Origin of the sequence: Acidithiobacillus sp. (assembly GCF_023229925.1) — a bacterium.
Lineage (GTDB): Bacteria > Pseudomonadota > Gammaproteobacteria > Acidithiobacillales > Acidithiobacillaceae > Acidithiobacillus.
This window is the reverse complement of sequence record NZ_JALNYM010000001.1, coordinates 1,094,613-1,120,187: the sequence shown is the minus strand read 5'-3', so window position 1 is coordinate 1,120,187 and position 25,575 is coordinate 1,094,613. Positions and strand designations below refer to the sequence as shown.

Here is a 25,575-nt window from a genome sequence, read left to right as displayed (position 1 = left end):
CCATCAACTGCTAAGGCGGGCCTTCACTTTTTCCGCCACCACGGCCATGTCCGCCCGTCCTTGCATCTGCGGGCGCAGGGCGGTAAGTATCTTGCCCATATCTTTGGGACCGCTGGCCGCTATGGCCGTCATCGTCTCAGTGATCAGCCCATCAATCTCTGCAGGTGACAGAGCCGTTGGCAGATAGACCGCGAGAAAAACGATTTCTGACTCTTCCTTTTCCGCAAGATCAGGACGACCACCGGCAACAAATTGACTGGCGGAATCCTTGCGCTGCTTGATCAGCTTATCCACAATGCTCAACGCTTCCGTGTCGCTGAGTTCGCGGCGCTCATCAATTTCGCGCTGTTTGATCGCCGCCAGGAGCATACGAATGGTCACCAGACGCTCGGCTTCCCGGGCGCGCATGGCCGACTTCATATCTTCCTGGATGCGCTCGCGAAGTGTCATCAGTAGAGCCGAACCAGACGCATGGACTGCCGACGCATGCGTTTCAACGAACGTTTGCGGGCAGCCGCGGCCTTGCGCTTACGTTCTTCCGTGGGCTTTTCGTAGAACTCACGACGCCGCACTTCGGTAAGGACACCCGCCTTTTCACAGGAACGTTTAAAACGCCGCAGCGCAACTTCGAAGGGCTCATTTTCTTTGACGCGAACAGTTGGCATAGAAGAATTCCGACCTCTTTGGATAAGGGTGACAAGAAAGGGCGAGATTATAGGCAGATCAAGGGGCATAGTCAAAAAGACGTGGACACCCGAGAATGCTCCTCAGCTATAAGTGCATTATTTTTCGCGATGGCGGCAACATTGTTGCCAAAACCGCAAGGCAACAGTTGCAGGCCCTTGACAGGCAGATCAAAAAGAATCCTAATACAGGAAAACGGAAATCCCTGTTAAATTATATTATTAGATTACAATGTTACAACACTTTCTAATCAAAGCAAGAGGCCAAAATGTATACTGAAGCTAGAGAGCTCATGGATTCAGACATTCCTGATATGGGGCCCGCCATTGATCCACCGCCTCTTGATGATTTTATAGATGACGAGAACAGTGGACCGTTTCTCAGCCAGAAGCAGGAGCTGCAACTCATTCATCGCCTGCGCCAGGGCGACGAATGCGCTCGCACCACCCTCATCTCTGCCCACATGCCGTTGGTGAGGGCGGTCGCCCGCGGTTATCGCAACAAAGGGCTCAGTCAGGAGGACCTCCTTCAGGAGGGTTATATGGGCCTGTTGCGAGCCGCCGATCGATTTCGGGAAGGGCTCGGGACACGTTTTTCCAGCTACGCGACCTGGTGGATTCGCGAGGCCATGCAACGGGCGCTCATCCGCTCCCGCTTCATACGTCTGCCTGACTATCTTGCCAAGTCCCTGCACGCTTATATGCAGCGCGGAGAGGAAGAAGATAGCAGCACCGATGTGCGCCGGGAGCAGCGTCGCGAAGCGCTTGGGGTACGCGAGAGTACCATGCGCGCCCTGGATTTCGCCGACATTCGTGTCTTCTCTCTCGACGAAGAATTGTCCGATGGGCCAAGCCGTATCGAACAAGTGGCCGGTGACATTTCTGGTCCTGATAGCGAGTACGACCGCGACGCCATCTGCAAAGCGCTGCGTGGGCATCTGACAGAACTTAACGAAAAGCAACGGGAAGTCATGGTGTTTCGCTACGGCATGCATGGCGATGCGCCCATGACCCTGGAGGCCGTCGCCGAGCGGATGGGTGTCAGTCGCGAGGCAGTAAGGCAACTGCAGGTACGGGCCCTGACTCGCCTGCGTCAGTTACTGAGTGATAGTGGCTGGGGGGTCTGACGTTCCGTCAGTAGTTCTATCAGTCTGCGTAGCGCCACCGCACGATGGCTGCACTCATTTTTTTCTTCCAGACCACGCTGCGCTGCACTGCGTAGCCCGCCCGCTGGCCAAAATAGGGGGTCGTAACCAAACCCGCCGTCACCGGCAGGATGCTCACCAATAGCTCCCCGCCAGAAGCCCTGGGCCACCAGAGGCGAGGGGTCAGCCGCGGATTCCAAAAAGACCATGCAAGCCACATAATAAGCAGCACGGGCCTCTCCCCGCGCCTCTGCCAGCATCGTCAGCAACTTGGTATTGTTGGCGGCGTCACTGGCCTCTGGGCCAGCATAGCGTGCGGAGTAAAGGCCGGGCGCCCCCTGCAGATAGGGCACACAAAGCCCGGAATCTTCGGCGAGCGCCGCCATACCACTTTCTGAAGCGGCGTGACGTGCCTTAAGCAAGGCATTTTCAACAAAGGTGGCCCCGGTTTCTGCAATACTGGAAATACCCAGTTCCGCTTGACTGACCACTGCAAAGCCATGGGCGGCGAGCAACGGTTGCAGTTCACGCACTTTGCCGACATTGCCCGTGGCCAGCAGCAAGGGCGTCATGAACGGGCTTCCGGACACTCCCGATGCTGACGCGCCACCAACTCAGCGACCCCTTTGCGCGCCAGCCCCAGCATTTCCGCCATTTGTTCCGCACTGAATACCGCGCCCTCAGCAGTACCCTGCACTTCTACAAATGCGCCTGCACCGGTCATCACCACATTCATATCCACATCGGCATTGCTGTCTTCGGCATAGTCGAGATCCAGCACCGCCTGTCCCTGGTATATCCCCACCGAAACAGCCGCCACCCAGTCCCGCAATGGACTATTCTGAATCCGCCCCGTCGCGCGCAGATGCTGCAGAGCATCGGCCACCGCCAGACAAGCGCCGGTGATACTCGCGGTGCGGGTACCGCCATCGGCCTGAAGCACATCACAATCCACCCAGATGGTGCGTTCGCCTAAGGCCTGCAAATCTACGGCGGCACGCAGGCTACGGCCGATGAGACGTTGAATTTCGTGGGTGCGTCCGCCGATGCGTCCCTTAGCGGACTCCCGTGCGACCCGCTCCCGGGTTGCGCGTGGTAACATACTATATTCTGCAGTCACCCAGCCCTTGCCCGCGCCGCGCAGGAAGGGCGGCACCTTTTCTTCGACGCTGGCGGTGCACAGCACTTTGGTGTCGCCGCAGGCTATTAGCACCGAGCCCTCGGCATGTTTGGTAAAATTGCGGGTGACTTGTACCGGACGCAAGGCGTCAGCACTTCTTCCACTGGGACGTGTCATGGGATTGCTCGTTGGAGGTAGTGGCGCATTGTACCGCGAGGAGCCAGCAGGATTCAAAATGTGGCATGGTACTGTCCCTCACCCATCTTCCACCCTTATAATGATGGAAAATCTGCTTTCCAGAGGAACGAACCATGCCTGGCATTGCCCATGTAGAAATCGCGCAATTTCTCAAACAGCATCATCTGGCGCAGTCTCTGACCATCAGCGAGATCCAGACCCTTGCAGAATATGTCACCCATGCCCAGTTCCACATGGACCAGGTGATTGCCGAATGGGGTACGTTAGGGGAGGCCCTGTTCTTCTGCGTCAAGGGTGAAATGGCCATTATTCACCACACCGCCGATGGCGACGAAGTAGAAGTGGTCCGGGTACGTGATGGGGAGATGGCTGGAGAGATGTCTTTTTTCGATCGTCAGCCACGTAGCGCCCGCATCCTCGCCAAGAGTGACGATACTCAGGTACTGGTCCTCACCCGCGCCCGTTACCAGCGATTAAAGGTAGAGAAGCCATACATTACTGTGAACATCCTGGAACAGGCCATCATCAGTCTCGACCATCTTTTCCGTAGTCTTTCACAAAATTATACCGATTTTTCCACTTACATTTACGGAAAGGGAAAGCGTTAAGATGCGTTCCTAGGCGCCGCGCTGGTTGAGCAGATCCATAATGCGGCGCAATCGCTCCAGGGGGTCCTGAAGGATGAGGAGCTGTTGCTTTTCTTCTGGAGAGGCGGGCAGTGCCTGCGCCAGAATCATTCCGGCGCTGCTCGCGTCCATCTCTGCTGCGGAATCCTTGCCGACTAACTCTTCAAGGATAGAGCGCAACACGTCACTTTCGCGGCGCATGGGCACAATGGGCTCCGCGGCCCAGCGATGAATGACAGCGACCGCCAACGGTCCATCATAACGCCACTCCTGAATGGTGAAGCGTTCCTGCCCTTGCACCCGAATCTGGAGAACACCCGCCTCGCCACCCCAGTCCACAATGCGTGCCAAAGTACCCACCAACTCCGGTTCGGCATGACCATCGCTCCAGGAGTGGCTGAGGCAAATGCCAAAATCACGACCTTGCCGCAGTGAAGCGCTGATCATGTCCAGATAACGTGGCTCAAAAATACGCAGCCCTAATAAAGCCTTGGGGAAAAGCACTGTTCGGAGTAAAAATAAGGGCGTCCAGTCTGTTTCCGTCACCTGTCACTCCTCTCACGAGTACCCATGAACCCCACCCTAAAACCATCGTCGTCGTTTTCGCTCTATGTGCATCTGCCCTGGTGCAAGGCCAAGTGCCCCTATTGCGATTTCAATTCCCACGCCGCTGACAGCATCCCGGCAGAACGTTATCTGTCTGCACTGCTTGCCGATCTGGATCGCGAACTGCCACGCATCTGGGGACGTCGTGTGCAGACGGTTTTTATCGGTGGTGGCACCCCCAGTCTCTTTCCGCCAGAAATCATCGACCGTATGCTCTCCGAGATCCGCGCCCGCCTGCGGCCACTGCCTGGCCTGGAAGTAACGCTGGAGGCCAATCCGGGGGCGATAGAAGCGGCCTCCTTTCGCGCTTTCCGGGAGGCAGGCGTTACCCGGCTCTCTTTGGGCATCCAATCTTTCAACGACGTCTTCCTGCAACGGCTCGGCCGCATTCACGACGCCGCGGCAGCCCACCGCGCGGTGGAACTCGCCATCGCCGCTGAATTCGAAAGCTATAATCTCGATCTCATTTTTGCCCTGCCGGGGCAGGATCTCGCGGCTGCACGATCAGACCTGCAAACCGCACTGGACTATGCACCCCCTCACCTGTCCCTCTACCAGCTCACCCTGGAGGAGGGGACCCCATTTGCAAGCCATCCGCCAGCCAACCTGCCGGACAACGATCAGGCAGCCGACATGGAAAGTGCCCTACGTCAGCGACTCCGGGAGGCCGGACTGCCGCGCTACGAGATATCCGCGCATGCCCTGCCTGGCCAACGCTGCCAGCACAATCGCAATTATTGGCTCTATGGCGACTATCTCGGCATCGGTGCCGGGGCGCACGGCAAGATCACCTTGCCCGAGGGCATCTGGCGCAGCCGCAAACCCAGCCGCCCGGAAAGTTATATGGCCGACGCGCTAAGTGATGCCGACGCCATTGGCGACTATAAACCCGTTTTAGTTGCCGACAGACCCTTCGAGTTTATGCTCAACGCCCTGCGCCTGACGGATGGCTTCCCCATAGGGTTGTTTCCGGAACGTACCGGCCTGTCATGGCCGATGATCCAGCTACAAATTCGCCGGGCCGAGCGCAATGGTTTAGTCGAAATCAAAGGGGAAACCCTACGACCAACCGCCCTCGGACTCAATTTTTACAACGATCTCTGTGCGCGTTTTGTACCGTGATGGTGCGATCCGCTTTACTCTCGTCCCATCGCTTCAGTTTCGTGGCCGGTGATGGAGCCTTTGCTGAACAAGTACTCACGCAATTCTTTATCCAGACGCGGCATTTTGCGGCGCAGCCACTCCAGGACCATGGCAGCATGCTCAATTTCTTCATCCCGGTTGTGTTCCAGTACCTGCTTGAGAGTAGGGTCCTTGCAGGCATCCGCACGCTGCTGGTACCAGTCGACCGCTTCAAACTCCTCCATCAGCGAGGAAATGGCCCGGTGGATGTCCACGGTTTCAGGGGACAAGGATTCAAGGGATTCATGCAACGTTTCATGCGCCATATCGAATTCCTTTGGGCAGACTAGTGAAATACTCCTTAAATCATAGTCCAAAGTCTGGACAAAACCAAAGTGCTCCTAGCTTTGGACTTGCTCGCCTCCTGTCTAAAGCCGGGCTATGCTCTCGGACGGTAGCGGCGGAATGGATTCGCGCCGGGAGGGTGGAGGTGGATGGTTGTCGGATACACGATCCAGAGACGCGCTTCACTCTGCTCGGCCCAAAAATCTGTGTAGATGGTATCGAGGTCACCGCCCGTGCCCGCCAGGTTTTGCTGCTGCACAAACCGCGCGGAATCCTTACCACCCGCCAGGATGAAAAGGGGCGTGCCACCGTGTACGACCTGCTGCCCAAGAGTCCATGGCTGGCCCCCGTAGGACGTCTGGATCAGGCCAGCTCCGGCCTGCTGCTTTTCAGCAATGATCCGCACTGGGCGCAACAACTGCTGGATCCCGATCAACATGTGGCGAAGACCTACCATGTACAGGTTCGTCCACCCCTCTCTGCCAGCGCCGCAGCCCAACTGGCGGTTGGCTCCGTGCTCGACGGCGAACGTTGTTTGCCGATGCGGATCAGTGAGTTACGATGCGGTGGCAAAACCCAGTGGCTGGAATTCATTTTGCAGGAAGGACGTCATCGCCAGATTCGGCGTCTACTTGCCGCTTGTGACAGAGATGTGTTGCGACTGATTCGCGTAGCAGTGGGAAATCTGCTCCTCGGCGAACTGCGTCCAGGCGAATGGCGCTGGCTGCGCAGCGATGAGGAGGATCTGCTACGTCAGACACCCGCATCCCGTGACATTCCACGCTTTCCACCAGAATAAGTCTGGCCATGCGGTGCATCGGGCGATACCTCTGGTTTTTTGATCGTGGCCTATCCTTACATTACTTAATACCTTCCTAGCTTGCCAGAGAGAGGTGTCGACCTTATACTGACCGAACGGTCGGTACCTGCGTGCGCGTCTTCAGGTCCAGGCGCTAAGGTGGGTAAAGCTGTTCCGTATTGTCAGGATTATCCGTCACAGAGAGGGGCCACCCGTGGCGCAAGAGAGCTCGGTTTCACGCCTCACCATTACGGCCGCGGTCATGCTGGCGGTAGTCATGCAGGTGCTCGACCTGACCATTGTCAACGTCGCACTGACCTACATGCGAGGGTCTCTGCATGCCAACAGCGATCAGATCACTTGGGTGCTCACCAGTTACATGGTCGCCAATGTGATTGTCCTGCCCCTTACCGGGTTACTGGTGGAACGCTACGGCCAACGCACCATCATGCTCTGGAGTGTGGTCGGCTTTGTGATTTCCTCGGTGCTCTGCGGGCAGTCACACGGCTTGGTGGAAATCGTGCTCTGGCGTTTTCTGCAAGGCATTTTTGGCGCCTCACTGGCACCCGTGGGGCAAACCATCATGCTCGGCGCCTACCCGTCCAACAAACGCGGCCAAGCTATGGCCATACTCGGCATGGGTATCATGCTGGGTCCGATTCTCGGCCCCACTCTGGGCGGTTATTTGACGGACACGCTCAGTTGGCGTTGGGTATTCTATGTGAATATTCCCTTCGGAATCCTCGCGTTCCTGCTGATGCAGACCATTCCTGACGGCGGCAAGAGCGCTACCCCCCGCCCGGTGGACTGGACAGGCTTTGCATTGATGGCCCTGGGGCTGGGCAGCCTGCAGGGCGTACTGAGTCTCGGCGATCAGGATAACTGGTTCAGCTCGCGGACCATTATTATCCTGACCATTTGTGCCATATTGGGAATGCTCTTTTTTGTCTGGCGCTCTTTGAGCGTAAAACATCCGGTAGTGGATTTGCGTCTGCTCAAAGACCGTAATCTCTCCATCGGCAGCATGGGTATTGGTATATTCGGTCTTGCCCTCTTCGGTACCATGGTGATTCTGCCGATCATGCTGGAGACACTGATGCGCTATGAAGCTTTTACCGCAGGGCTGGTGATGGCACCTCAGGGCATTGGTGCGATGCTGTCCATGATGCTGGCGGGACGATTTCTTGGGCGCGGCGTCAACCCACGTAACATCGTACTGGTCGGCGTCATTTTCGGTGCCTTCGGCACTTATTTCGCGACACTCTACAACCTGGACATCAACATGGCCTGGGTTATCTGGCCCAGCTTCATCCGCGGCATTGGTTTTGGTCTGGTCACCATTCCGCTCTTCACCCTGGCCTTTATGACCCTGAAAAAATCACAACAGGCCGAGGGCTCGGGTATTTTCAACCTGATGCGAACCTTGGGTGGCAGTATCGGCATCGCTATCGTTTCTACGGTGACGACTCAGGAAACGCAGGTGGGTTGGAACCAGATGAGCGGCTTTATCAACCCGTTCAACCCTGCCTTCTATCACTATCTCGCAGCAGCGGGGATGACCCAGAATCCGACTACCTGGCAAGTGCTGGGCAACGTTGTACTATACAGCCAAGCTAACATGCGCGGGATGTTGGATGCTTTTGTGCTCGTCTTCTACGGCTTCCTGGTCATGATTCCGCTGATCTTGTTCCTGAAGAAGCCACCCGCCGACTCAACTGGCTCTGCACCATCCGCGCACCTGAGCGAATAGAAAGGTTAGAGGCTACGGTGCCGAGGTCCGCTCCAGATGCGGCGCTGCAGGCAGCCAGAGGGTGCGTGCAAATCCCCAGTCCAGTAACTTGAGGCTTTGCCAGGATGCCTTCCAGAAACCCCGCCTTTCATTGTGGAAGGACGGCACTCCGAGGATCACTGCAATCAGCTTTACGCCATCCTGAGTTCCCGTAGCAACGAGACAATGTCCTGCTGCATCGGTATAGCCACTTTTCATGCCGGTGATAAAGGGCACCCGCCCCACCAAAAGGTTGGGGTTGGGGCTGGTGATGCCCGCGTAGGTAAAGCTTTTGTGGCCGAAAAAAGGCATGAACTGCGGAAACTGGGCCATGATCGTGCGAGTGAGGACGGCGATATCATAGGGACTAGCCATGTTATTGGGATGCGGCAAGCCATCTGGATCATAGAAGGTGGTGGAAAGCATCCCGATTTTGCGCGCCGTCTGGTTCATTTCGGTGACAAAGGCGGGTACGTTGCCGGCCACCAGATGTGCGGCTTCTACCGCAGCATCATTACCGGAAGGCACTGTCATTCCGAGAATCATCTGTGTGACGGTAAAGGGCAAGCCGGGATGCATGAACATGCTGGAGCCTCTCGTCTGTAGCGCCGCGTGACAGGGCACGAAGTGCTGGTTCATCTGCAGATGCCCACTGTCAATGTCTTTGAAAAGCAGATATAGCGTCATCAGCTTGGTAATGCTGGCAATAGCATAGGGCTGATAGGCATTTTTTGTCGCGATGATGGCGCCAGTATCCGCATTCATCAGGATATAAGCACGCGCCTCTATGGGCGGGATGCCGCTGGTCTCTGCCTTAGCGCGCGGTGCGCAAAGTAGAAGAATCACCACCAACGAAAGCAAGGAAAAGAGCCGCCACCCTGTGGAAGGGAAATCAGGATCTGTGTCTGGTACAGGAATGGAGGCCAGCATGGGAATACCTCGCCGCATCAGCTATATCGGGTTAAAGCAATTTCTCAGGATACTTCGATATTAGGCTATTTTTTTAAGGCTGCCTATAGGCCAACGCTCGATTTGGATGAATCAAATTCTACCATCTTCTTATATGGAAGGTTATTCATAAATCATATAGACTGGTCGGTATGATAACGCATGCTTCTTTGTCCTACGCTACCCTGATCCAAAATCCGTTGCTCTGGGCCATCGCCGGAGGGATCATTTTGGTCGCCTTTTACGTCCGAGCGGTGATTGGCTTTGGCTCTGGACTGATTTCTGTGGCTTTGCTGACGCTTATTTTCCCCATAAAACAAGTGGTGCCCGTGGTGTTGCTGCTGGACCTGCTCGGTTCCATGCTGTTGGGAGCCTATGACTTCCAGGAAATGCGCTGGCCGGAGCTGCGCTGGCTGATTCCCGGCAGCGTGATTGGGTTAGCCATCGGCTCCTTTATTCTCGCGGATACCAATGCCCAGAATCTCACCCGCTTTCTCGGCGTGTTCATTCTCGCTTACGTGGTCTACGCGCTGATAATGAAGCCGGAACGACTACCCCAGGTCGCCTTGCCTTGGGGAATGCCGCTGGGCATTTTCGGTGGCGTGGTGGGCAGTTTGTATGGCGGTGGAGGGCCACCCATTGTCGCCTATCTGCAAATGCGTCATCTCGACAAACGCGCCTTCCGTGCCACGTTTCAGGGTATTGCCCTCACGGACAATATTCTACGGGCCTTTATGTACATAGCGCTGGCCCTGCTGACCTGGCAACTGATGGTGGGTTTTCTCATGCTGGTTCCACCGGTGCTGCTCGGTCTGTGGACGGGCAATCACTTGCATCTGCGCATCAATCAAAGAGCTTTTCTCATGGGGACCCTCGCGGTACTCGCCGTGATTGGTCTGAAATACCTTATCTGAACGAGGGCGTGTGACATGGCTTTACGCAGTATGGATGAACTTCGGCAGCAGGCCCAGGGTGCATTATCCCTGAACATCGCCTTCATTGGCGTCGTCAACGGGCTTTTTAGCTCCCTCCATACTCTGGGTAACGCGGACAGTGCGGCGCTGGCGTCCGCTACCGGGATGGATACCGGCTATGTGCTGCGCTGGTGTGATGCCGCCTATGCCTTTGGGTGGCTGGAGCTGACCGATAATGAGCAATGGCGGTTGAGTGAGGATGGCGACAGCATGCGCCCGGAAGCTGAAAACAGCCGCATGGGTGTAGCGGTGGGTGCCGTGCTTTCTGCACACATGGCGGAGCGGGCGGCGGGTCTCATGCGCACGGGTGAGCGTCCCGGCGAACAGGTGCTGGCCGAACGCGAAACCATTCTCCCCTGGTTCGGGCTGATGCTGGAGAACAATTTTCGCAAGACGTTCGAGGAGAAAATCTGCCCGGCCGTCCCCATCTTTGCCGAAGTCGATGCACGTGGCGGGCTGGCGGTGGACCTGGGATGTGGTAATGGCTGGTATTTGCGGGCGCTCGCCGCCCGCTGCGGACATCTGCGCGGTCTGGGGCTGGATGGTTTCGCCGAAAACATTCGCCAGGCTACGAAACAAGCCCAAAGCGAGGGCATTGCGGATCGCCTGCATTTTGATGAGGGCGATATTCATCAGTTTTCCCTGCCAGAGCCCGCCGACCTCATCGCCATGAATCGTGCTCTGCATCATGTTTGGGAAAGCCGTGGTAAGATTTTTCAGCGACTGCGCGCCAGCCTGAAAGCCGAAGGTGCCATCGTCATCTGGGAACCCGCCTGGCCCGACGATCACCGCGTTTTGCGTGAGCCGCCGCTACGCGCCATGGCCTTCCAAAATCTGACCGAGCATGTGCAGGGCAACCATTTCCTGCATCCGGAGGAAATTGCCGCGGCCCTCAGCGAGGCGGGATTGAAGCCAGAAATATTCCCCTTTGGTAGTGATGTCGTGGTGGTGGGCCGAGCGTAACGCTCAGAACTCCCAGCGCGGCGTGCCGCGTTCTATCAGGCAAGTACTGATCGCGCGCAGGCACACGGCCGTGCCGCCCATTGCATTACGACGGAGTTGCCCTTATCCTACGCGGCAATGGGGCGGTAGCTCAGCTGGGAGAGCGTCGCGTTCGCAATGCGAAGGTCGGGAGTTCGATCCTCCTCCGCTCCACCAAATAGAACAGGCTTAGGCATACCGCTTAAGCCTTTTTTTGTTGCTGTATTGAATTTGTGCGCCACTATGAGAGTGAGTACGGCCCGCCATCAATGAAAGAAAAGACCGCGATGAAACCCGTATAGACTGGCAGGTGAAGATTCGTAAGACGGGGTACCCAGTTCAGGTCGGAACCTTTCGGACTAGAGCCGAACACGCCAAGCATATCTAAACCCCAATGTGCTTCGCGTCCCTTTTGCTCCATTTATCAGATACTACCGATGTTTGTCCGGCCATTCGCAGCACTGGAAAAGCGGACAGCGGCCACAGCGCGGCCGTCTGGCCGTGCAGGTATAGCGGCCATGGAGGATCAAAAGATGGTGGGCGTCCTGCAGGTATTCGGCGGGTACCGCCGCGAGTAGGGCCTTTTCAACGGCCAGAGGTGTTTTACCGGGGGCGATTCCCGTCCGATTGCCTACCCGGAAGATATGGGTGTCTACCGCAATGGTAGGGTGCCCGAACTGGGTATTGAGGACGACATTGGCGGTTTTACGCCCGACACCGGGAAGCGCTTCCAGCGCCTTCCGGTCCGCGGGCACCTCTCCGTCATGTAGGGCCAGCAATTGTTGGGCCAGGGCATGCACATGACGGGCTTTGGCGTTGAATAGTCCCAGGCGACGGATATGGGTCTTGATGCCGTCTTCGCCGAGCGCTGCCATTGCGTCGGGAGTGGGTGCCGCTGTAAAGAGCGTTTGAGTGCAGGCGTTGACGGCCTTGTCCGTACTTTGCGCAGAGAGCACCACGGCGACCAGAAGCTGAAAAGGGGTGTGGTAGTTTAGTTCGGTTTTTGGTTCAGGAATGGCGGCGCGCAGGGCCGCGAAACAGCGATGAATGTTTTGTGTATCCATGGCGCATATTACCCACGGAGGCAGATGGCGGTGCGGTGAGTTAGGCTGGTCGCAGTGCCGGAAGTCGGGTCTGTGACCTGACCCGACACCGTTGTCGCACATTCAGACGTGACGATAACGACCAATCTCCGGCACTTCCGGCCGGGGATGGCTTGCCGCGACGGCATTGGCGGCAGCGATCCATTTTTCATGATCATGTTCCAGTGCGTGAAGCATGTCGTGGTCCAGCTTGGGCAGGATGCTCCCCTTGATGGTTTCGCCGAGGTCCAGCATGCGCGTGGCAACTGCGTAGCCGTGCAGATGGAAATCATGGTCGGCATGGGTTCCAAAATGGTCGCCGCTGAAGAGTACGCCTTTGGCGGCTTTCAGGTCGGCGTCATTCATGACGTAGTCTTTTGCCCACTGGTACCACGCTTCAAAATATTTTTCTTGCGCTTCAAGGCTCCAATCGTGGGCCTCAAAAAAGGCGTAGACCGAAACGCGGTTGGCCTTGCCGGAAAAAGGAAAATGACCTGACATAGTACGACTCCTCCTGCATGCGGGTGTAAAAAGCCTTCGGGGCATTGTAGCCGTTTATGGTCCCGGCGCAACGCAAAAGCTTTTTTAGAGGGAATAACGATCACCAATGACTGGGCAATCCACCCGTAAGCCGCGCGCCCGCAGCACTCTGGCGATGCCTTCCCGGCCATTATCCTCACCATGGACGAGAACGGTGCGCGTCGGCTTCTGGTCACCGTACCAGGCGAGGAGTTCGTCGTGGTCGGCATGGGCCGAGAAACCGCCGATGGTGTAAATTTTGGCGGCGACGTGAATCTCTTCACCAAATATCCGTACGGTTTTCGCCCCGTCAATAATGCGCCGCGCCAGCGTCCCCTGTGCGGCATAGCCGACAAAGATGACGCTACAGTCTTCGCGCCAGATGTTGTGTTTGAGATGGTGGGTCACTCGGCCGCCGGTCGCCATGCCCGATCCGGCCATAATCAGGGCGCCGCCCTTGATCAGATTGATGCCCATGGACTCGCTGGTTTCCCGGGTGAAGTGGAGGTTACGCAGGGCGAAGGGGTCGGCGCCATGTTGCAGGTTTTCACGGGTGTTGGGATTGAAGCATTCCGGATGTCGGCGAAAAATCTCCGTGGCGGAAATGGCCATGGGCGAATCGAGGAAGACCGGCAGGTTGGCGGGGAGCTGGTTGGCGTTCATCATCTCCCGCAGGTAATACAGTAAATCCTGGGCGCGCTCCAGGGCGAAGGTGGGGATGATGGCATTGCCGCCGCGGTTCAGGGTGTCGAGGATGGCATCGCGCAACTCGTTTACCGAGGGTTCGATGGCCTTGTGCAGGCGGTCGCCGTAGGTGGTTTCCATGACGATGACATCCGCCTGGGGGGCGGGGGTGGACGGGTTGATGATCGGCTTGCCGCGGTTGCCGCGGTTGCCGAGATCGCCGGAGTAGACGATGCGCTGCTGCCTGCCAGCTTCACTGGCTTCTATCAATACCCAGGCGGAACCGAGGATATGGCCGGCATCTCCGAAGGTCACGCTGACGCCGGGGCAGACCGCTATTTTCTGCCCATAATCTGCGGCACGTCCAAAGTGATCCATGGTATCGAGGACGTCAGTGATGTCATAAATGGGCGCGGATTCCGTTCCACCTTGACGCTGGTGACGTCGGTTGGAGCGTCGCGCTTCTTCTGCTGCAAGGCCTGCGGCATCAATGAGCACTAGTCGCGCGAGTTCGCGGGTGGCTGCCGTGGTGATGATCTCGCCGCGAAAGCCGCGTTTCATCAGTAAGGGAATGCGCCCGCAATGATCGAGATGGGCATGGGTCAGCAACAGATAATCAATCTCTTTGGCGTCAAAGCCAAATTCAGCGCGATTTTCTTCTTCCAGGTCATGCCCGCCCTGAAACATGCCGCAGTCGATGAGCAGCCTTTTATCGCCAATGCGCAGGAAATGACAGGACCCGGTGACCCCCCCCGCAGCGCCATGAAATTGCATTTCCATATGGTTCTCCTTTAGTTCCCAGTATAGCGAGTCAGTGGCGAGCGGGAGGTGCTGAGTGACCACCAGCGCGCCGCGCCAGCACCTCGTAATAAAGTTGGAAATAGGCACGTGCCGAGTGCTGCCAGCTATAGTCTCCTGCCATGGCCTGATCCTGCAGATGTGACCACAGCGCCGGTTGACGGAACAGCGCCTCCGCGCGCAGCACGGCATGGTGCAGGGCGTCGCTTTGCGGGTTATCAAAAACAAATCCGTTGCATTGTGACGGATGGCGGAAGTCGTCGGCATCCGTGACCGTATCGGCCAGTCCGCCCGTACGGTGGACGATAGGCAAGGTGCCGTAACGCAGGCTGTACATCTGGTTCAGGCCACAGGGCTCGAAGCGGGAGGGCATGAGGAAGGCGTCTGCGCCTGCTTCAATATGATGGGATAGCCCTTCGTCAAAGGCGATGCGTGTCGCCATTTGCGCCGGATACGCCGCCGCCATCTCCAGTAGTTGCCGCTCATAAAATTTATCGCCACTACCCAGTACCACCACCTGCATGCCGCGGCGTAACAGATCCGGGAGAATATCCAGTACCATATCCGTTCCCTTCTGCTCCACCAGGCGGCTGATCATGCCGAGGAGGAATACCTCGGGATCGGGGTAGAGACCGAGACTGCTCTGCAGTTGCGATTTGCACTGCGCCTTGCCGAGCCGATCTTGTAGCGAATAATGCGCGGGCAGATAAGGGTCCGCGCCGGGGTTCCAGTGGATGGCATCAATGCCATTGAGAATGCCCGACAGATGCGCGGATCGGGTTTGTAGCAGCCCTTCCAGTCCCATACCGAAGGCGCTGGTCTGAATCTCCTGGGCATAGGTGGGGCTGACGGTGGTGAGCTGGTCGCTATAAGTCAGGCCCGCTTTCATAAAGGAAAAGGCCCCGTAGAGTTCCGTCCCGAGCCAGTGAAAATCTGCCGCTGGCAAGTGCAGTGGCGCCATCGCGCTGGGCGCAAAGCGACCCTGATAAGCCAGATTATGGATGGTAAAAAGGGTAGCGGGTCGTGTCGCGCCGATCCGCGACTCCAGGTCGAGCAGGTAGGGTATCAGTCCGGTTTGCCAGTCATTGGCATGGACGATATCTGGACGCCAATTGAGCCCCGATACACGTCCCTGGGCGATTTCGACAGCTACCCGGTTGAGTGAGGCAAAGCGTCGGTCATTGTCTGACCAGTCTTCACCTTGAGCATCCTGGTAAGGACTGCCGTCACGCTCATAATAAGCGGGGTAACGGAGGAAAAGAACCTGTGGTCGCTCCGCCAGGGACCACAGCTCGGTCGTTTCACCCGTATAGGGTACATTGACGGTGCAGCACCAGCGCAGATCATGTAGTGCCGGACGGCCATAGTAGGGCAGCAACACGCGAACATCGACACCTAGTTGCCCCAACACCAGGGGCAAAGCCCCGCCGACATCCGCGAGACCGCCCGTCTTGGAGTAGGGCGCCATCTCCGAGAGTACAAAAAGTGTTCGCAACATAGGGCCGGTGTTCTTCTTTGCTGAGCGTTGTTGCTAATGTAACACAAAAGCAGTGAGCGATTCATGAGCACCTGCGTTGAGCAAATTTTGAATGATACGCCCCTGTCGCCTATCATCGCGGGTGGAAAAGCCCATAACTACCGCCAAGGAGTGATCTGTATGGAATGGTGCGAGCGTTTTAAGGAGTTTCGGGACCGTAACCGTTGCGTTGTCTACTTCCCCAACCTGCACGAAGGCGAAGATGCTGAGGCCTATGGGATTTTTCTCTCCCTGATGCGGGTGAAAATGGGGATCATGGTGCTGGCGCCGGATCGGGAAGAGCGCTACGAACCTGTTTATCGTGATGCGCTGAAATACCATCTGCAGACCATCCGTCATAGTCGTCTGTTCACCAGCTTCGTGCCCATAAAAACGCGCGTCTACTTTGTGGAAACGGCGGAGCTGTGCGATGCTTTCTATGGGTGTGTGGATTTTTGTGTGCCGGGTGGCACGCTCATAGGCGGTGCAGTGGATCTTGCCAAAGCCATCGCTGATGGTTGTCCACTCATCCTCGGTCCGAAAATGCCGGATAACGCAGTACGTCAGGGATTGTTGGCCGCCGGCGCTGCGGTATGGGCACAAGATAATGCGGAGATTGTCGATCTGGCGAAAGCCTGGCTGAACGATCCGGCAGCGGCCAGGGCGGCAGCAGAGAAGGCAAAGGTGTGGTGGGGACAGCACGGGGCATAGTACCGGCGTTCCTTTCCCGCGACGCAAAAGAGCCCAGGACCAGCAAGGTCCCGGGCTCTTTTGCGAGAGCTAAAAAATCAACCCTGCTTCAGTGCCTTCAGGAAGATGGAGGCGAAGCGCACGGCGAACTTCAGCACGAACTGGGTGTCTTTGGCGAAGAATATCTTTATCAGGCCGAAGATGCCGCCACCCTTGTTATTCTCGTCCTTCATCTCTGTCCTGGTCTGTTCCAGCGCCTTCATCGCCTTGTTCACACCGCTGGCAAAGACTTCGTCGGAGGGGATCATGGGGACGACTTGCGTCATGATCATGTTCAGCTTGCCGACCAGGCCGGCCTTCTGCAAATTACCCACCAGCGCGAAGACGTCAGGCAGCATGTCCAGTAGGTGGGCATCATGCAGGCCCAGAACAATTTCCTTGATACGCACGTTGATGCTTTCCGCATCGCCCCGTACAGCCTTGGCGCCGATCTGCGCGATTTCCAGCCAGGCCATGGCACCCTGGCTAATGGTGCTGCCGATGTGGCGGATGGTGCCGTCCTGCCAGAATTCGCCGATTGTGTCTGCGGCGGTGCCGAAAGCAATGCTGAGATCGCCGCGTGGCGCGATCAGCTCTTCCAGGTGGATGCCTTTGTCCTCGAGTGCCTTAGCCGCCGCCTGCAGTGAGCCGCCGATGGCTTCCGCCATGCCCAGCAAGCTACCAACGCGATCAGCGAGGCTGTCAGAGCTACCCTGCGCCAGCGCTTTGGCACGCATCGCGATTTTCAGCCACTTTTCGGCTTCTTCCGCAAGGTCGTCCAACTTTTCCGGCAGGTCCATGTTGCTGAGGATGTTGCGGACCGCGCCTACGCCATCTTTACCCGCCTGAATGAAGAAGCCCGCACTCGCGGCATAGCCGGCGAGATGCTCCACCTGGTCCAGCAAGCCTTCTACCCGTTGAGCGATATCTTCGGAGTTGCCCTGTGCCAGAGTTTTAACCCGCAGCGCGATGTGCATCCAGCGGCTGCCGCCGGCACCAATGGTGGCGAGCGTGCCGCTCATGTTTTCGCCTTCCAGCACTTCTGGCATAGTGTCGCGCAGGGTGCCGATGGCGATGTTCATCTGCCCACCGAGAATTTCTGCCATGTCGAGCATGCCGCTCAGGCGCGCTTGCAGGTTGGGGGCGTCGCCCTGAATCAGGCGCTGGGCCCGTTTTGCCATTTGAATCCACTGGCCGGCCATTTCCTGAATTTCGTCGAGACGATCTGGCAGGTCGAGTTGGCTGACCATGTTGCCGATGACACCAATACCCTGTTTGGCGCTATCCAGCCAATACTGGATGCTTGCGGTAGCGCTATGGATTTTTCGCACCATGTCTTCCGGATTTTCGCCGATGACGGGACATTTGAGCTCAGCGCTGAGGGCGGAGATGGAGCTGAAGAAGCCGGCGCGCTGCAGGTTGCCGAGCAGTTGTAGAACCTCCTTCAGGGTCTTGTTGAGTTCAGCGTTCTGGACATCGTTCAGCATGTTGCGCAGGCGATCCAGCGGCTCCTCACTGGAGTTGCCCTTAATGAAGGCTTGCAGCGACTCCGCGACGCTCTGCAGTTGCTCTAGATACGGCTTCATGGTCTCCATGAGCTTGTCGGTGTCAATGGCCTGCGGCAGTTCATTGAGAATATCGCGCAGCATCTGTAGCAGGTTTTGCACCTGCAGGGCGGCGTCACCGACTTTGCCGAGTCCTTCCCATTGGCGTTCGTTGAGGGTGGTTATTGCTGCTGACGATACTGCATTCGCGTTGGCCATGATGCGCTGATCTCCCGCTGAAAATAATGCTGCGATAAATGCTTTTAATTAAGATGATTTATGGTTCCAAGTCCCGCCTTATTTACCACATAAAGCATCTCTTTCCTACCCGTGCCGGTCTGACCTATGATCTTCGGGTATGTTCTGACAGGCTAATCATTATGCTTTATGGCACTAAACGAGAAACATATCGGCAGATCTTTCTGGATAGTTGGCGCGCCTATCAGGAGTGTCGTCCGCTGGAAGGGGTGCAGACGCGAATTGTCTCTGTCATTCTCCGCCATCCGGAATATCATGCTCTGCTGACCGATGTGGAGCGCGGGCTGGAGCAGGACTTTTTGCCGGAGCAGGGGCGGAGCAATCCTTATATGCACATGTCCCTGCATGTGGGGCTGGAGGAAATGTTGGCATTGGGAGAGCCTGCAGGTATTGTGGACCTCTTCGACAGCGCGCGCCGCAAGCTGGGTGAAACCGACGCCGAACATCTTTTTGTGGATTGTCTGGGAGAGATGATGTGGCAGGCCCAACGCGCAGGACGCGCCCCAGATCTAACGGCGTTGTTGCCTTGTGTTCGCCGTAGTCTGGGTTTGCCGGAAAAGGCGGGCTGAACGGCGGTACCACTCAAACTTACTCGGATGGAGAAAACAGCATGATGGAGGGCGTAAATCAGGCAGCGACGGGCGCGGAGCGGGTACATTGGCGCCTGGAAGATCTCTATGCCGGGATGGATGATCCGCGGCTGGCGGAAGACATGCGCTGGGCGGATAGCGCGGCGACGCGTTTCGCTGAAGCCTATCGCCCCGGGCTGGGCGGGCTGGACGCCGCGCAGCTGGCGGCGGCTGTGGGCCAGTTGGAGGCTATCCGCCAACGCATGGCCAGGGTGGGTACCTTCCGCTATCTCAGTTACGTCACCCATGCCGATCAGCCCGCCTATGGTGCCGCTCTGCAGGCCTATGAAGAGGCCGCCACGGCCATCCAGAATCAACTGGTCTTCTTCGATATCGCCTGGAATGCCATCGCGGAGAGCCGGGCAGAAAGCCTGCTGGCAGACCCTGCACTGGCGCATTGGGCGCATCTGCTGCGCAACTGGCGGAGGTATCGTGACCACCTGCGCAGCGAGAGTGAGGAGCAGATTCTGTCGGAAAAGCGGGTGACCGGGCGGGCGCTCTGGGAGCGGCTTTTTGATGAAACATTGACGGAAATGCGCTTTCCACTGCGCGGCAAGCAGATGACCGAGCAGGAGGTGTTGACCCTGTTGTCCAATCCCGACCGGGAGTTGCGTCGCGATGCGGCCGAGTCCCTCAGCAAGGGGCTGGAAGGGCGCTTGCATACCCTCACCACCTGTTTCAACGCCATCCTCGCCGACAAAGCCCTGGATGACCGTCTGCGCCGCTATCCCCACTGGCTGAGTGACCGCAATCTGAGCAACGAAATCTCCGACAAAATGGTTGAAGCGCTGGAGCAGGCCGTGGTTGGACGCTACGCGCTGGTGGCCCGCTATTACCGGCTCAAGGCCAAATTATTGAACGTGTCGCCATTGATGGACTATGACCGCTATGCACCTTTGCCGGGCGGCGAGCGGCGCTACGACTGGGCGGAGTGTCAGCGTATCGTGCTGGCGGCAGTGACGGATTTTTCTCCGGAACTGGGGGCTATCGGCCAGCGTTTTTTCGATGAGGGCTGGATTGACGCCGCGCTGGCGCCAGGCAAGCGGGGCGGGGCCTTCGCGCATCCAGCGACGCCGGATGTCCACCCCTACCTCATGGTCAACTATACCGGCACAGTGCGTGACGTGATGACGGTGGCCCACGAACTGGGACATGGTATTCACCAGTATCTCGCCCGCGAGCAGGGCCACTTGAACGCGGATACCCCCCTGACCACGGCGGAGACGGCTTCTGTCTTTGGCGAGATGCTGACCTTCGAGCGACTGGTGCGCGAGGAGCAGGACCCTCAGCGACGGCTAGCCCTGCTCTGCGGCAAAATTGAGGATACCTTTGCGACGGTGTTCCGGCAGATGGCCATGCACCGCTTTGAAGTGGCCATGCATGGCGCGCGCCGTGCCGAGGGCGAACTGAGCAAGGATCGCCTGGCGGAGTTATGGATGCAAACCCAGACGGAGCAGTTTGCTGACAGTATCCAGTTCAGCCCCGGTTATCGTTGGTGGTGGAGTTATATTCCCCACTTCATCGGCTCGCCGGGCTATGTGTATGCCTATGCCTTTGGGGAACTGCTGACGCTAGCGCTGATTCAGCGCCAGCGGGCCGCCTCGGTGGAGTTCGTGCCCGGTTATATCGCCATGCTGAAACTTGGCGGTAGTCAGGCCCCTGCTGACGTAGTGGCGATGACCGGCATTGATCTGGAGGAGCCGGAAATTTGGTCGCGCGCGCTGGATTACATGGCCGGAATGGTGGATGAGGCCGAAAAGCTGGCGGGAGTACACTGAGTATGCGTCAGGAAAAGGACAGCATGGGCGTTATCGAGGTGGAAGACGCCGCTCTCTGGGGCGCCCAGACCCAGCGCTCCTTGCGCTATTTCGCCATCGGTACGGAGCAGATGCCTCTGCCGGTTATCCACGCCCTGGCGCGGATCAAGCGGGCGGCGGCGTCGGTGAATACCGAACTGGGCCTACTGGACGCGACGTTGGCCGAAAAGATCAATGATGCGGCGGCGGAAGTCATTGCCGGGCGCTGGGATATGCAGTTTCCGTTGCGGGTCTGGCAGACCGGCAGCGGCACCCAGAGCAACATGAACGTCAATGAGGTTATTGCCAACCGGGCCAATGAAATGGCAGGGCAGCCCCGTGGCAGTAAAACGCCGGTTCACCCCAACGATCACGTCAATCTGGGACAGTCTTCCAACGACGCTTTTCCATCAGCCATGCATATTGCCGTGGCTTTGGCGGTGCATCAGGGGCTCTTACCGGCATTGGCGCACCTGGGGGGAGAACTGGAGCGTAAGACGGGGGATTTTGCCCACCTCATCAAGGTCGGGCGTACCCACCTGATGGATGCGGTTCCGCTCACTTTGGGGCAGGAATTTTCTGGCTATATGGCGCAATTGCAGCAGGGCATTCACAGCCTGGAGCAGACCCTGCCCGGTCTTTACGCCCTGGCGCTGGGCGGGACAGCCGTCGGTACCGGTCTCAACTGCCACCCGGATTTTGCTAGTGCGGTGTGCGCGCGGTTACATGTGGAGCTGGGTCTGCCTTTCCACTCGGCGGCCAACGCGTTTGCCGCCCTGGCGGGACATGAAGCTTTGCTGCAATTGAGCGCGGCGCTGCGTGGCATGGCCATGTCCCTAATAAAGATTGCCAACGATATCCGCTGGATGGCTTCCGGCCCGCGGGCCGGTCTGGGCGAGCTGCATCTTCCGGAAAACGAACCCGGCTCCTCCATCATGCCCGGCAAGGTGAATCCCACTCAGGCCGAGGCCCTGACCATGGTCTGCGTGCAGATTTACGGCAATGATGCGGCCATCGCTTTTGCCGCTTCGCAGGGTAATTTTGAGCTGAATGTATACAAGCCACTGATAGCGCATAATATTCTGCAATCTATCCGGCTGCTGGGAGATGCGGCGAGGTCTTTCGCCGACCATTGCCTGCACGATCTCCAACCTGCAGAAAGTCGGCTACGGCAGAATATGGAAGAATCCCTCATGCTGGTGACGGCTCTGACACCTGTGATCGGTTATGAAAAAGCCGCTATTGTCGCCCAGCATGCCCACCGCGAAGGCTGCACCTTGCGAGAAGCGGTGCTCCATCTCGGCCATCTCTCCGCGGAAGAATTCGACAGGTACGTGCGGCCGGAACGCATGTTGAGGTCATAGCGCGGTAAAATACGCGTGGCTTCCATAGAGGCGGTGGCGGCGCCATGTTATGCTCCTCGGCAGTTTTTGGCAGGCACGAAAGGGGGCAAGTCATGATTTTGATCCTGCAAGCCGACCTCGGCGAACAATCGCCGATCTTCCAGCAACTGCTGACTCATCTGCGCAGCTTCTCCGGTATCCACTTTCGGGTCCATCAGGAACAGGGTGTGGAGCAGTTACTCAGTGAGATTTACCTGATCGGTAACACCAAGCCGTTGCGGATAGAAGACATGGAAGCCCTGCCCGGTGTCGAGCGGGCGATTCGCGTGTCCCGGGAATACCGGTTGCTGGGCCGCCATACCGGCGACCAGCGTACCCATGGTTTTGAGTACAACGGGGTGCGTTTCAGCCAGGATAATCTCAACGTCTTTGCCGGGCTCTGCGCCGTGGATACCCCGGAGCACGTCGAGCAGATGCTGCGCGCCCTACAGGAAAACGGCCAGGTCTGCACTCGCATGGGCGCCTATAAGCCGCGCACCAGCCCCTATGCCTTTCAGGGGCACGGCAAGGCCTGTCTGCCCTGGGTTTTTGAACTGGCGGGCAAGTACGGTATGCGCGTCATCGCCATGGAGATTCTCCACGAGTCGCATATGGATGAGATCCGTGAGGCGCTGGAGAAAACCGGCCATCCGACCGGGGTCATGCTGCAGATCGGTACCCGCAATACCCAGAACTTCGAGTTGCTGAAGGCGGTGGGGCGGCAGCAGGAACTCCCCGTCCTGCTCAAGCGCGGTTTCGGCATCACCCTGGAAGAATCCCTCAATGCCGCCGAGTACCTGGCCTCAGAGGGGAATACCAAGGTGGTCTTCGGACTGCGCGGCATGAAGACGAATCTGGGTGATCCGCACCGCAACTTCGTGGACTTCGCCCAGGTGCCGACCGTGAAGCGGCTGACGCGGATGCCGGTCTGTATTGATCCGTCCCACTCCGTGGGCAGCCGCGATGCGGGGCCGGATGGCATCATGGATGTGTTCCATGTGACCGCGCAGGGTGTGGTGGCCGGCGCCAACATGATTCTGGTGGACTTCCATCCCGACCCGGCAACAGCGCTGGTCGATGGCCCGCAGGCGCTACTGCTGAAAGAGCTCCCGTGGTTTCTGGAGGACGTGCGTCTGGCCCGCGAAACCTATGAAGAACGCATGTTGCTGGCGGCCGCGCAGACTCCTATTTAACCCGCATGCCGGGCTGGGCCCCGCTATCGGGAGAGAGCAGGAAGGGGCCGCCCTCCGGCCCGCTGGCGGCAAGCACCATGCCCTCGGACAGGCCGAAGCGCATTTTTCTGGGCGCCAGATTGGCGACCATGACGGTCAGCCTGCCGACCAGGCTGGTAGGATCGTAAGCGCTCTTGATGCCGGCAAAGACCGAGCGGGTGCCCTCGCCAACATCCAGGGTGAGGTGCAGTAGCTTGTCCGCGCCTTCCACGCTGTCCGCGGCAATAATCCGCGCAATGCGCAAATCTACCTTGCTGAAATCGTCCACGCTGATAAAGGGATTTTCTTCCTTGGCCTCAGCCGGTGCGGGCGTGGGCACTGGGGCCGTCGCCATGCCGGGGGCTGTTGCGGGGCTTTCTGCGGAATTCTGGATCAAGGCGTCCACCTGGGTTTTTTCCATACGTTGTAAAAGATGGGTGTAGGGCTGGATCTGGTGATCGAGAAGCGGCTTGGTCACGCCCGCCCAGTCCAAGTCGCATTGCAGGAACTCCAGCGATTTGCGCGAGAGCTCCGGCAGCACCGGGCTGAGCAGGGTGATCAGCACCCGGAAGCCATTCAGGGTGACGCTGGCGACACGGTGCAGCGCCTCGCGTTGGGTCGGGTCTTTGGCCAAAGTCCAGGGGGCGTTCTGGTCTACATAGGCGTTGACCTGATCGGCCAGCGCCATGATATCGCGCATGGCCTTGCCATATTCGCGTCCCGCGTAGGCCTCACCGATGGCCTCCTGGGTCTGCAGCAGCCCATCATAAAAGGTCTGATCATTGCCCAGGGAGGCGGCCAGTCGGCCCGCAAAACTGCGGTGGATGAAACCCGCCGCGCGGGAGGCCAGATTGACCACTTTGCCGACGAGGTCGCCATTGCCCTTGAGCAGGAAGTCTTCGAGATTGAGGTCGATATCTTCCACATGGCTGTTGAGCTTGGTGGCAATGTAGTAGCGCAGGAATTCGGGATTCAGATGTTGGAGATACTGCCCAGCGGTAATGGAAGTGCCGCGCGATTTGCTCATTTTGGCGCCGTTTACGGTCAGGTGCCCGTGGGCGAATATGCCCGTCGGCAACCGGTGTCTGGAGCCCTTGAGCATGGCGGGCCAGAACAGTCCGTGAAAGTAAATGATGTCCTTGCCGATAAAATGGTAGATCTCGGCGGTGGAATCCGGACCCCAGTAATCGGCGAAATTGCGGTCATGGGTTGCGCACCAGTGCTGGGTGGCGGCCATGTAGCCGGGCAGGGCGTCCAGCCAGACATAGAAGAACTTGCCGGGGGCATCGGGGATGGGAATGCCGAAGTAGGGGGCGTCGCGGCTGATGTCCCAGTCGGCCAGGCCGATACTGAACCATTCATCGAGCTTGTGGGCGACTTCTTCCTGCAGGGTACCACTGTGAATCCACCGCCGGAGGAAGTCGCTGAAATCCCCGAGCTGAAAAAAGTAGTGCTCCGAATTGCGGCGCTCGGGTACGGCACCAGAGACCGCGGAAACGGGGTTGATCAGGTCGGTGGGGCTGTAGGTGGCACCGCAGGCTTCGCAGCTATCCCCATACTGATCCGCTGCGCCGCAGCGCGGGCAGGTGCCGCGAATGAAGCGGTCAGGCAGGAAAATGCCTGCGACGGGATCGTAGGCCTGTTCGATTTCGCGGACGTTGATGTAATCCGCGGCCCGCAGGGCACGATAAATACGCTGAGAAATTTCAAAGTTTTCCGGCGAGTGGGTGCTATGATACAAATCGAACTGAATGCCGAAGCCGGTGAAGTCGCGCAGATGATCGCCGTGCATGCGGGTGATAAGTTCTTCCGGCGTGATGCCCTCGCTCTGGGCGCGGAGCATGATCGGTGTGCCATGGGCATCATCGGCACAGACATAGACGCAGTCGTGGCCCCGCAGGCGCTGATAGCGGGCCCAGATGTCCGTTTGGGTGTATTCCACCAGGTGCCCGAGGTGGATGGGGCCGTTGGCATAGGGGAGGGCGCTGGTGATCAATAGGCGTCTTTTCATAGTACGGATAAATTACAGGGGATAGCCTTGTCAGGCAATGGCGTGCGGACCATTGGCAGGCCACTTTCATCTATGGTATAAAGAGCGCCTTTTTTCAGGGA

At 58.0% G+C, this 25,575-nt stretch carries 25 protein-coding genes and 1 tRNA gene; 13 read left to right on the top strand and 13 right to left on the bottom strand.

Translation table 11 applies throughout. The annotated features are described in order from the left end of the window. Window positions 1–3: 3 nt before the first annotated feature. A complete protein-coding gene (locus M0P56_RS05615; RefSeq protein ID WP_291509061.1) occupies window positions 4–450 on the bottom strand; it encodes a GatB/YqeY domain-containing protein in 447 nt (148 codons plus the stop codon). Continuing rightward, a complete protein-coding gene (rpsU, locus tag M0P56_RS05610) occupies window positions 450–665 on the bottom strand; it encodes a 30S ribosomal protein S21 (protein WP_035195145.1) in 216 nt (71 codons plus the stop codon). Before rpsU ends, M0P56_RS05615 begins: the two co-directional genes overlap by 1 nt. A 287-nt stretch (window positions 666–952) precedes the next feature. On the opposite strand from rpsU, the gene M0P56_RS05605 reads away from it, so the two are divergent. Next, a complete protein-coding gene (locus M0P56_RS05605) occupies window positions 953–1,810 on the top strand; it encodes a sigma-70 family RNA polymerase sigma factor (RefSeq protein WP_291509060.1) in 858 nt (285 codons plus the stop codon). Here M0P56_RS05605 and rdgB read toward each other — a convergent pair. Together rdgB and rph are read right to left on the bottom strand one after the other, a co-directional pair. After that, the gene (gene rdgB / locus M0P56_RS05600; protein WP_291509059.1) at window positions 1,777–2,400 is read right to left on the bottom strand and encodes an RdgB/HAM1 family non-canonical purine NTP pyrophosphatase; all 624 of its coding nucleotides are present in this window, start codon (window positions 2,398–2,400) and stop codon (window positions 1,777–1,779) included. The two genes, M0P56_RS05605 and rdgB, sit on opposite strands and share 34 nt — an antisense overlap. After that, window positions 2,397–3,125 (bottom strand): ribonuclease PH, encoded by a 729-nt coding sequence (gene rph / locus M0P56_RS05595; RefSeq protein WP_291509058.1) that lies wholly within the window; start codon window positions 3,123–3,125, stop codon window positions 2,397–2,399. Before rph ends, rdgB begins: the two co-directional genes overlap by 4 nt. A gap of 134 nt (window positions 3,126–3,259) precedes the next feature. Between rph and M0P56_RS05590 the strand changes: the two genes are divergently transcribed. Continuing rightward, entirely contained in the window at window positions 3,260–3,754 is a 495-nt protein-coding gene (locus M0P56_RS05590; RefSeq protein ID WP_291509057.1) for a Crp/Fnr family transcriptional regulator, read from the top strand. Between the two features lie 9 nt (window positions 3,755–3,763). Here M0P56_RS05590 and M0P56_RS05585 read toward each other — a convergent pair whose 3' ends face one another. After that, entirely contained in the window at window positions 3,764–4,318 is a 555-nt protein-coding gene (locus M0P56_RS05585; RefSeq protein WP_291509056.1) for an LON peptidase substrate-binding domain-containing protein, read from the bottom strand. Between the two features lie 24 nt (window positions 4,319–4,342). Here M0P56_RS05585 and hemW point away from each other — a divergent pair, with 24 nt between their 5' ends. After that, window positions 4,343–5,500: a radical SAM family heme chaperone HemW gene (gene hemW / locus M0P56_RS05580; RefSeq protein ID WP_291509055.1), complete on the top strand. Its 1,158-nt coding sequence runs from the start codon at window positions 4,343–4,345 to the stop codon at window positions 5,498–5,500. Between the two features lie 14 nt (window positions 5,501–5,514). On the opposite strand, the gene M0P56_RS05575 is transcribed toward hemW, so the two are convergent. Continuing rightward, window positions 5,515–5,826: a ferritin-like domain-containing protein gene (locus M0P56_RS05575; RefSeq protein WP_291509054.1), complete on the bottom strand. Its 312-nt coding sequence runs from the start codon at window positions 5,824–5,826 to the stop codon at window positions 5,515–5,517. A 23-nt stretch (window positions 5,827–5,849) separates the two neighbouring features. On the opposite strand from M0P56_RS05575, the gene M0P56_RS05570 reads away from it, so the two are divergent. Then, the gene (locus M0P56_RS05570; protein ID WP_291509053.1) at window positions 5,850–6,644 is read left to right on the top strand and encodes a pseudouridine synthase; all 795 of its coding nucleotides are present in this window, start codon (window positions 5,850–5,852) and stop codon (window positions 6,642–6,644) included. 214 nt (window positions 6,645–6,858) lie between these two features. Further along, window positions 6,859–8,394, top strand: coding sequence for a DHA2 family efflux MFS transporter permease subunit (locus M0P56_RS05565; protein WP_291509052.1), 1,536 nt, complete (start codon window positions 6,859–6,861; stop codon window positions 8,392–8,394). Window positions 8,395–8,406: 12 nt separating this feature from the next. Here M0P56_RS05565 and M0P56_RS05560 read toward each other — a convergent pair whose 3' ends face one another. Next, window positions 8,407–9,342: a D-alanyl-D-alanine carboxypeptidase family protein gene (locus M0P56_RS05560; RefSeq protein WP_291509051.1), complete on the bottom strand. Its 936-nt coding sequence runs from the start codon at window positions 9,340–9,342 to the stop codon at window positions 8,407–8,409. Between the two features lie 170 nt (window positions 9,343–9,512). Here M0P56_RS05560 and M0P56_RS05555 point away from each other — a divergent pair, with 170 nt between their 5' ends. The 3 genes from M0P56_RS05555 to M0P56_RS05545 all read left to right on the top strand — a co-directional run bounded on the left by M0P56_RS05555 (window position 9,513) and on the right by M0P56_RS05545 (window position 11,492). Beyond that, complete coding sequence (locus M0P56_RS05555; RefSeq protein WP_366110284.1) at window positions 9,513–10,274, top strand: sulfite exporter TauE/SafE family protein; 762 nt, start codon at window positions 9,513–9,515, stop codon at window positions 10,272–10,274. A 15-nt stretch (window positions 10,275–10,289) separates the two neighbouring features. Continuing rightward, window positions 10,290–11,297 carry a trans-aconitate 2-methyltransferase gene (locus tag M0P56_RS05550; protein WP_291509049.1) on the top strand — a complete coding sequence of 336 codons (1,008 nt, stop codon included), beginning with the start codon at window positions 10,290–10,292 and terminating at the stop codon, window positions 11,295–11,297. A gap of 119 nt (window positions 11,298–11,416) precedes the next feature. Beyond that, window positions 11,417–11,492: transfer RNA gene (locus tag M0P56_RS05545), tRNA-Ala, on the top strand. A 254-nt stretch (window positions 11,493–11,746) separates the two neighbouring features. On the opposite strand, the gene nth is transcribed toward M0P56_RS05545, so the two are convergent. The 4 genes from nth to glgA all read right to left on the bottom strand — a co-directional run bounded on the left by nth (window position 11,747) and on the right by glgA (window position 15,896). Then, window positions 11,747–12,379 (bottom strand): endonuclease III, encoded by a 633-nt coding sequence (gene nth, locus M0P56_RS05540; protein WP_291509048.1) that lies wholly within the window; start codon window positions 12,377–12,379, stop codon window positions 11,747–11,749. A gap of 102 nt (window positions 12,380–12,481) precedes the next feature. Next, complete coding sequence (locus tag M0P56_RS05535) at window positions 12,482–12,898, bottom strand: hypothetical protein (protein WP_291509047.1); 417 nt, start codon at window positions 12,896–12,898, stop codon at window positions 12,482–12,484. A gap of 84 nt (window positions 12,899–12,982) precedes the next feature. Then, window positions 12,983–14,380 carry an MBL fold metallo-hydrolase RNA specificity domain-containing protein gene (locus M0P56_RS05530; protein WP_291509046.1) on the bottom strand — a complete coding sequence of 466 codons (1,398 nt, stop codon included), beginning with the start codon at window positions 14,378–14,380 and terminating at the stop codon, window positions 12,983–12,985. 31 nt (window positions 14,381–14,411) lie between these two features. Further along, window positions 14,412–15,896: a glycogen synthase GlgA gene (gene glgA, locus M0P56_RS05525; RefSeq protein ID WP_291509045.1), complete on the bottom strand. Its 1,485-nt coding sequence runs from the start codon at window positions 15,894–15,896 to the stop codon at window positions 14,412–14,414. 63 nt (window positions 15,897–15,959) lie between these two features. Between glgA and M0P56_RS05520 the strand changes: the two genes are divergently transcribed. Next, window positions 15,960–16,625 (top strand): 3-deoxy-D-manno-octulosonic acid transferase, encoded by a 666-nt coding sequence (locus tag M0P56_RS05520; RefSeq protein WP_291509044.1) that lies wholly within the window; start codon window positions 15,960–15,962, stop codon window positions 16,623–16,625. A 77-nt stretch (window positions 16,626–16,702) separates the two neighbouring features. Here M0P56_RS05520 and M0P56_RS05515 read toward each other — a convergent pair whose 3' ends face one another. Next, the gene (locus M0P56_RS05515; protein ID WP_291509043.1) at window positions 16,703–18,406 is read right to left on the bottom strand and encodes a hypothetical protein; all 1,704 of its coding nucleotides are present in this window, start codon (window positions 18,404–18,406) and stop codon (window positions 16,703–16,705) included. Window positions 18,407–18,567: 161 nt separating this feature from the next. Between M0P56_RS05515 and M0P56_RS05510 the strand changes: the two genes are divergently transcribed. From M0P56_RS05510 to M0P56_RS05495, 4 genes are all read left to right on the top strand, one after another. Continuing rightward, entirely contained in the window at window positions 18,568–19,014 is a 447-nt protein-coding gene (locus tag M0P56_RS05510; protein ID WP_291509042.1) for a DUF1841 family protein, read from the top strand. 41 nt (window positions 19,015–19,055) lie between these two features. Further along, on the top strand, window positions 19,056–20,852 hold the full coding sequence (locus tag M0P56_RS05505; RefSeq protein ID WP_291509041.1) for a M3 family oligoendopeptidase: 1,797 nt from the start codon (window positions 19,056–19,058) through the stop codon (window positions 20,850–20,852). After that, complete coding sequence (gene fumC / locus M0P56_RS05500; RefSeq protein ID WP_366110294.1) at window positions 20,849–22,234, top strand: class II fumarate hydratase; 1,386 nt, start codon at window positions 20,849–20,851, stop codon at window positions 22,232–22,234. Before M0P56_RS05505 ends, fumC begins: the two co-directional genes overlap by 4 nt. 92 nt (window positions 22,235–22,326) lie before the next feature. Continuing rightward, window positions 22,327–23,445 carry a 3-deoxy-7-phosphoheptulonate synthase gene (locus M0P56_RS05495; RefSeq protein ID WP_291509039.1) on the top strand — a complete coding sequence of 373 codons (1,119 nt, stop codon included), beginning with the start codon at window positions 22,327–22,329 and terminating at the stop codon, window positions 23,443–23,445. On the opposite strand, the gene metG is transcribed toward M0P56_RS05495, so the two are convergent. After that, on the bottom strand, window positions 23,438–25,474 hold the full coding sequence (metG, locus tag M0P56_RS05490) for a methionine--tRNA ligase (protein ID WP_291509038.1): 2,037 nt from the start codon (window positions 25,472–25,474) through the stop codon (window positions 23,438–23,440). The two genes, M0P56_RS05495 and metG, sit on opposite strands and share 8 nt — an antisense overlap. Window positions 25,475–25,575: the final 101 nt, after the last annotated feature.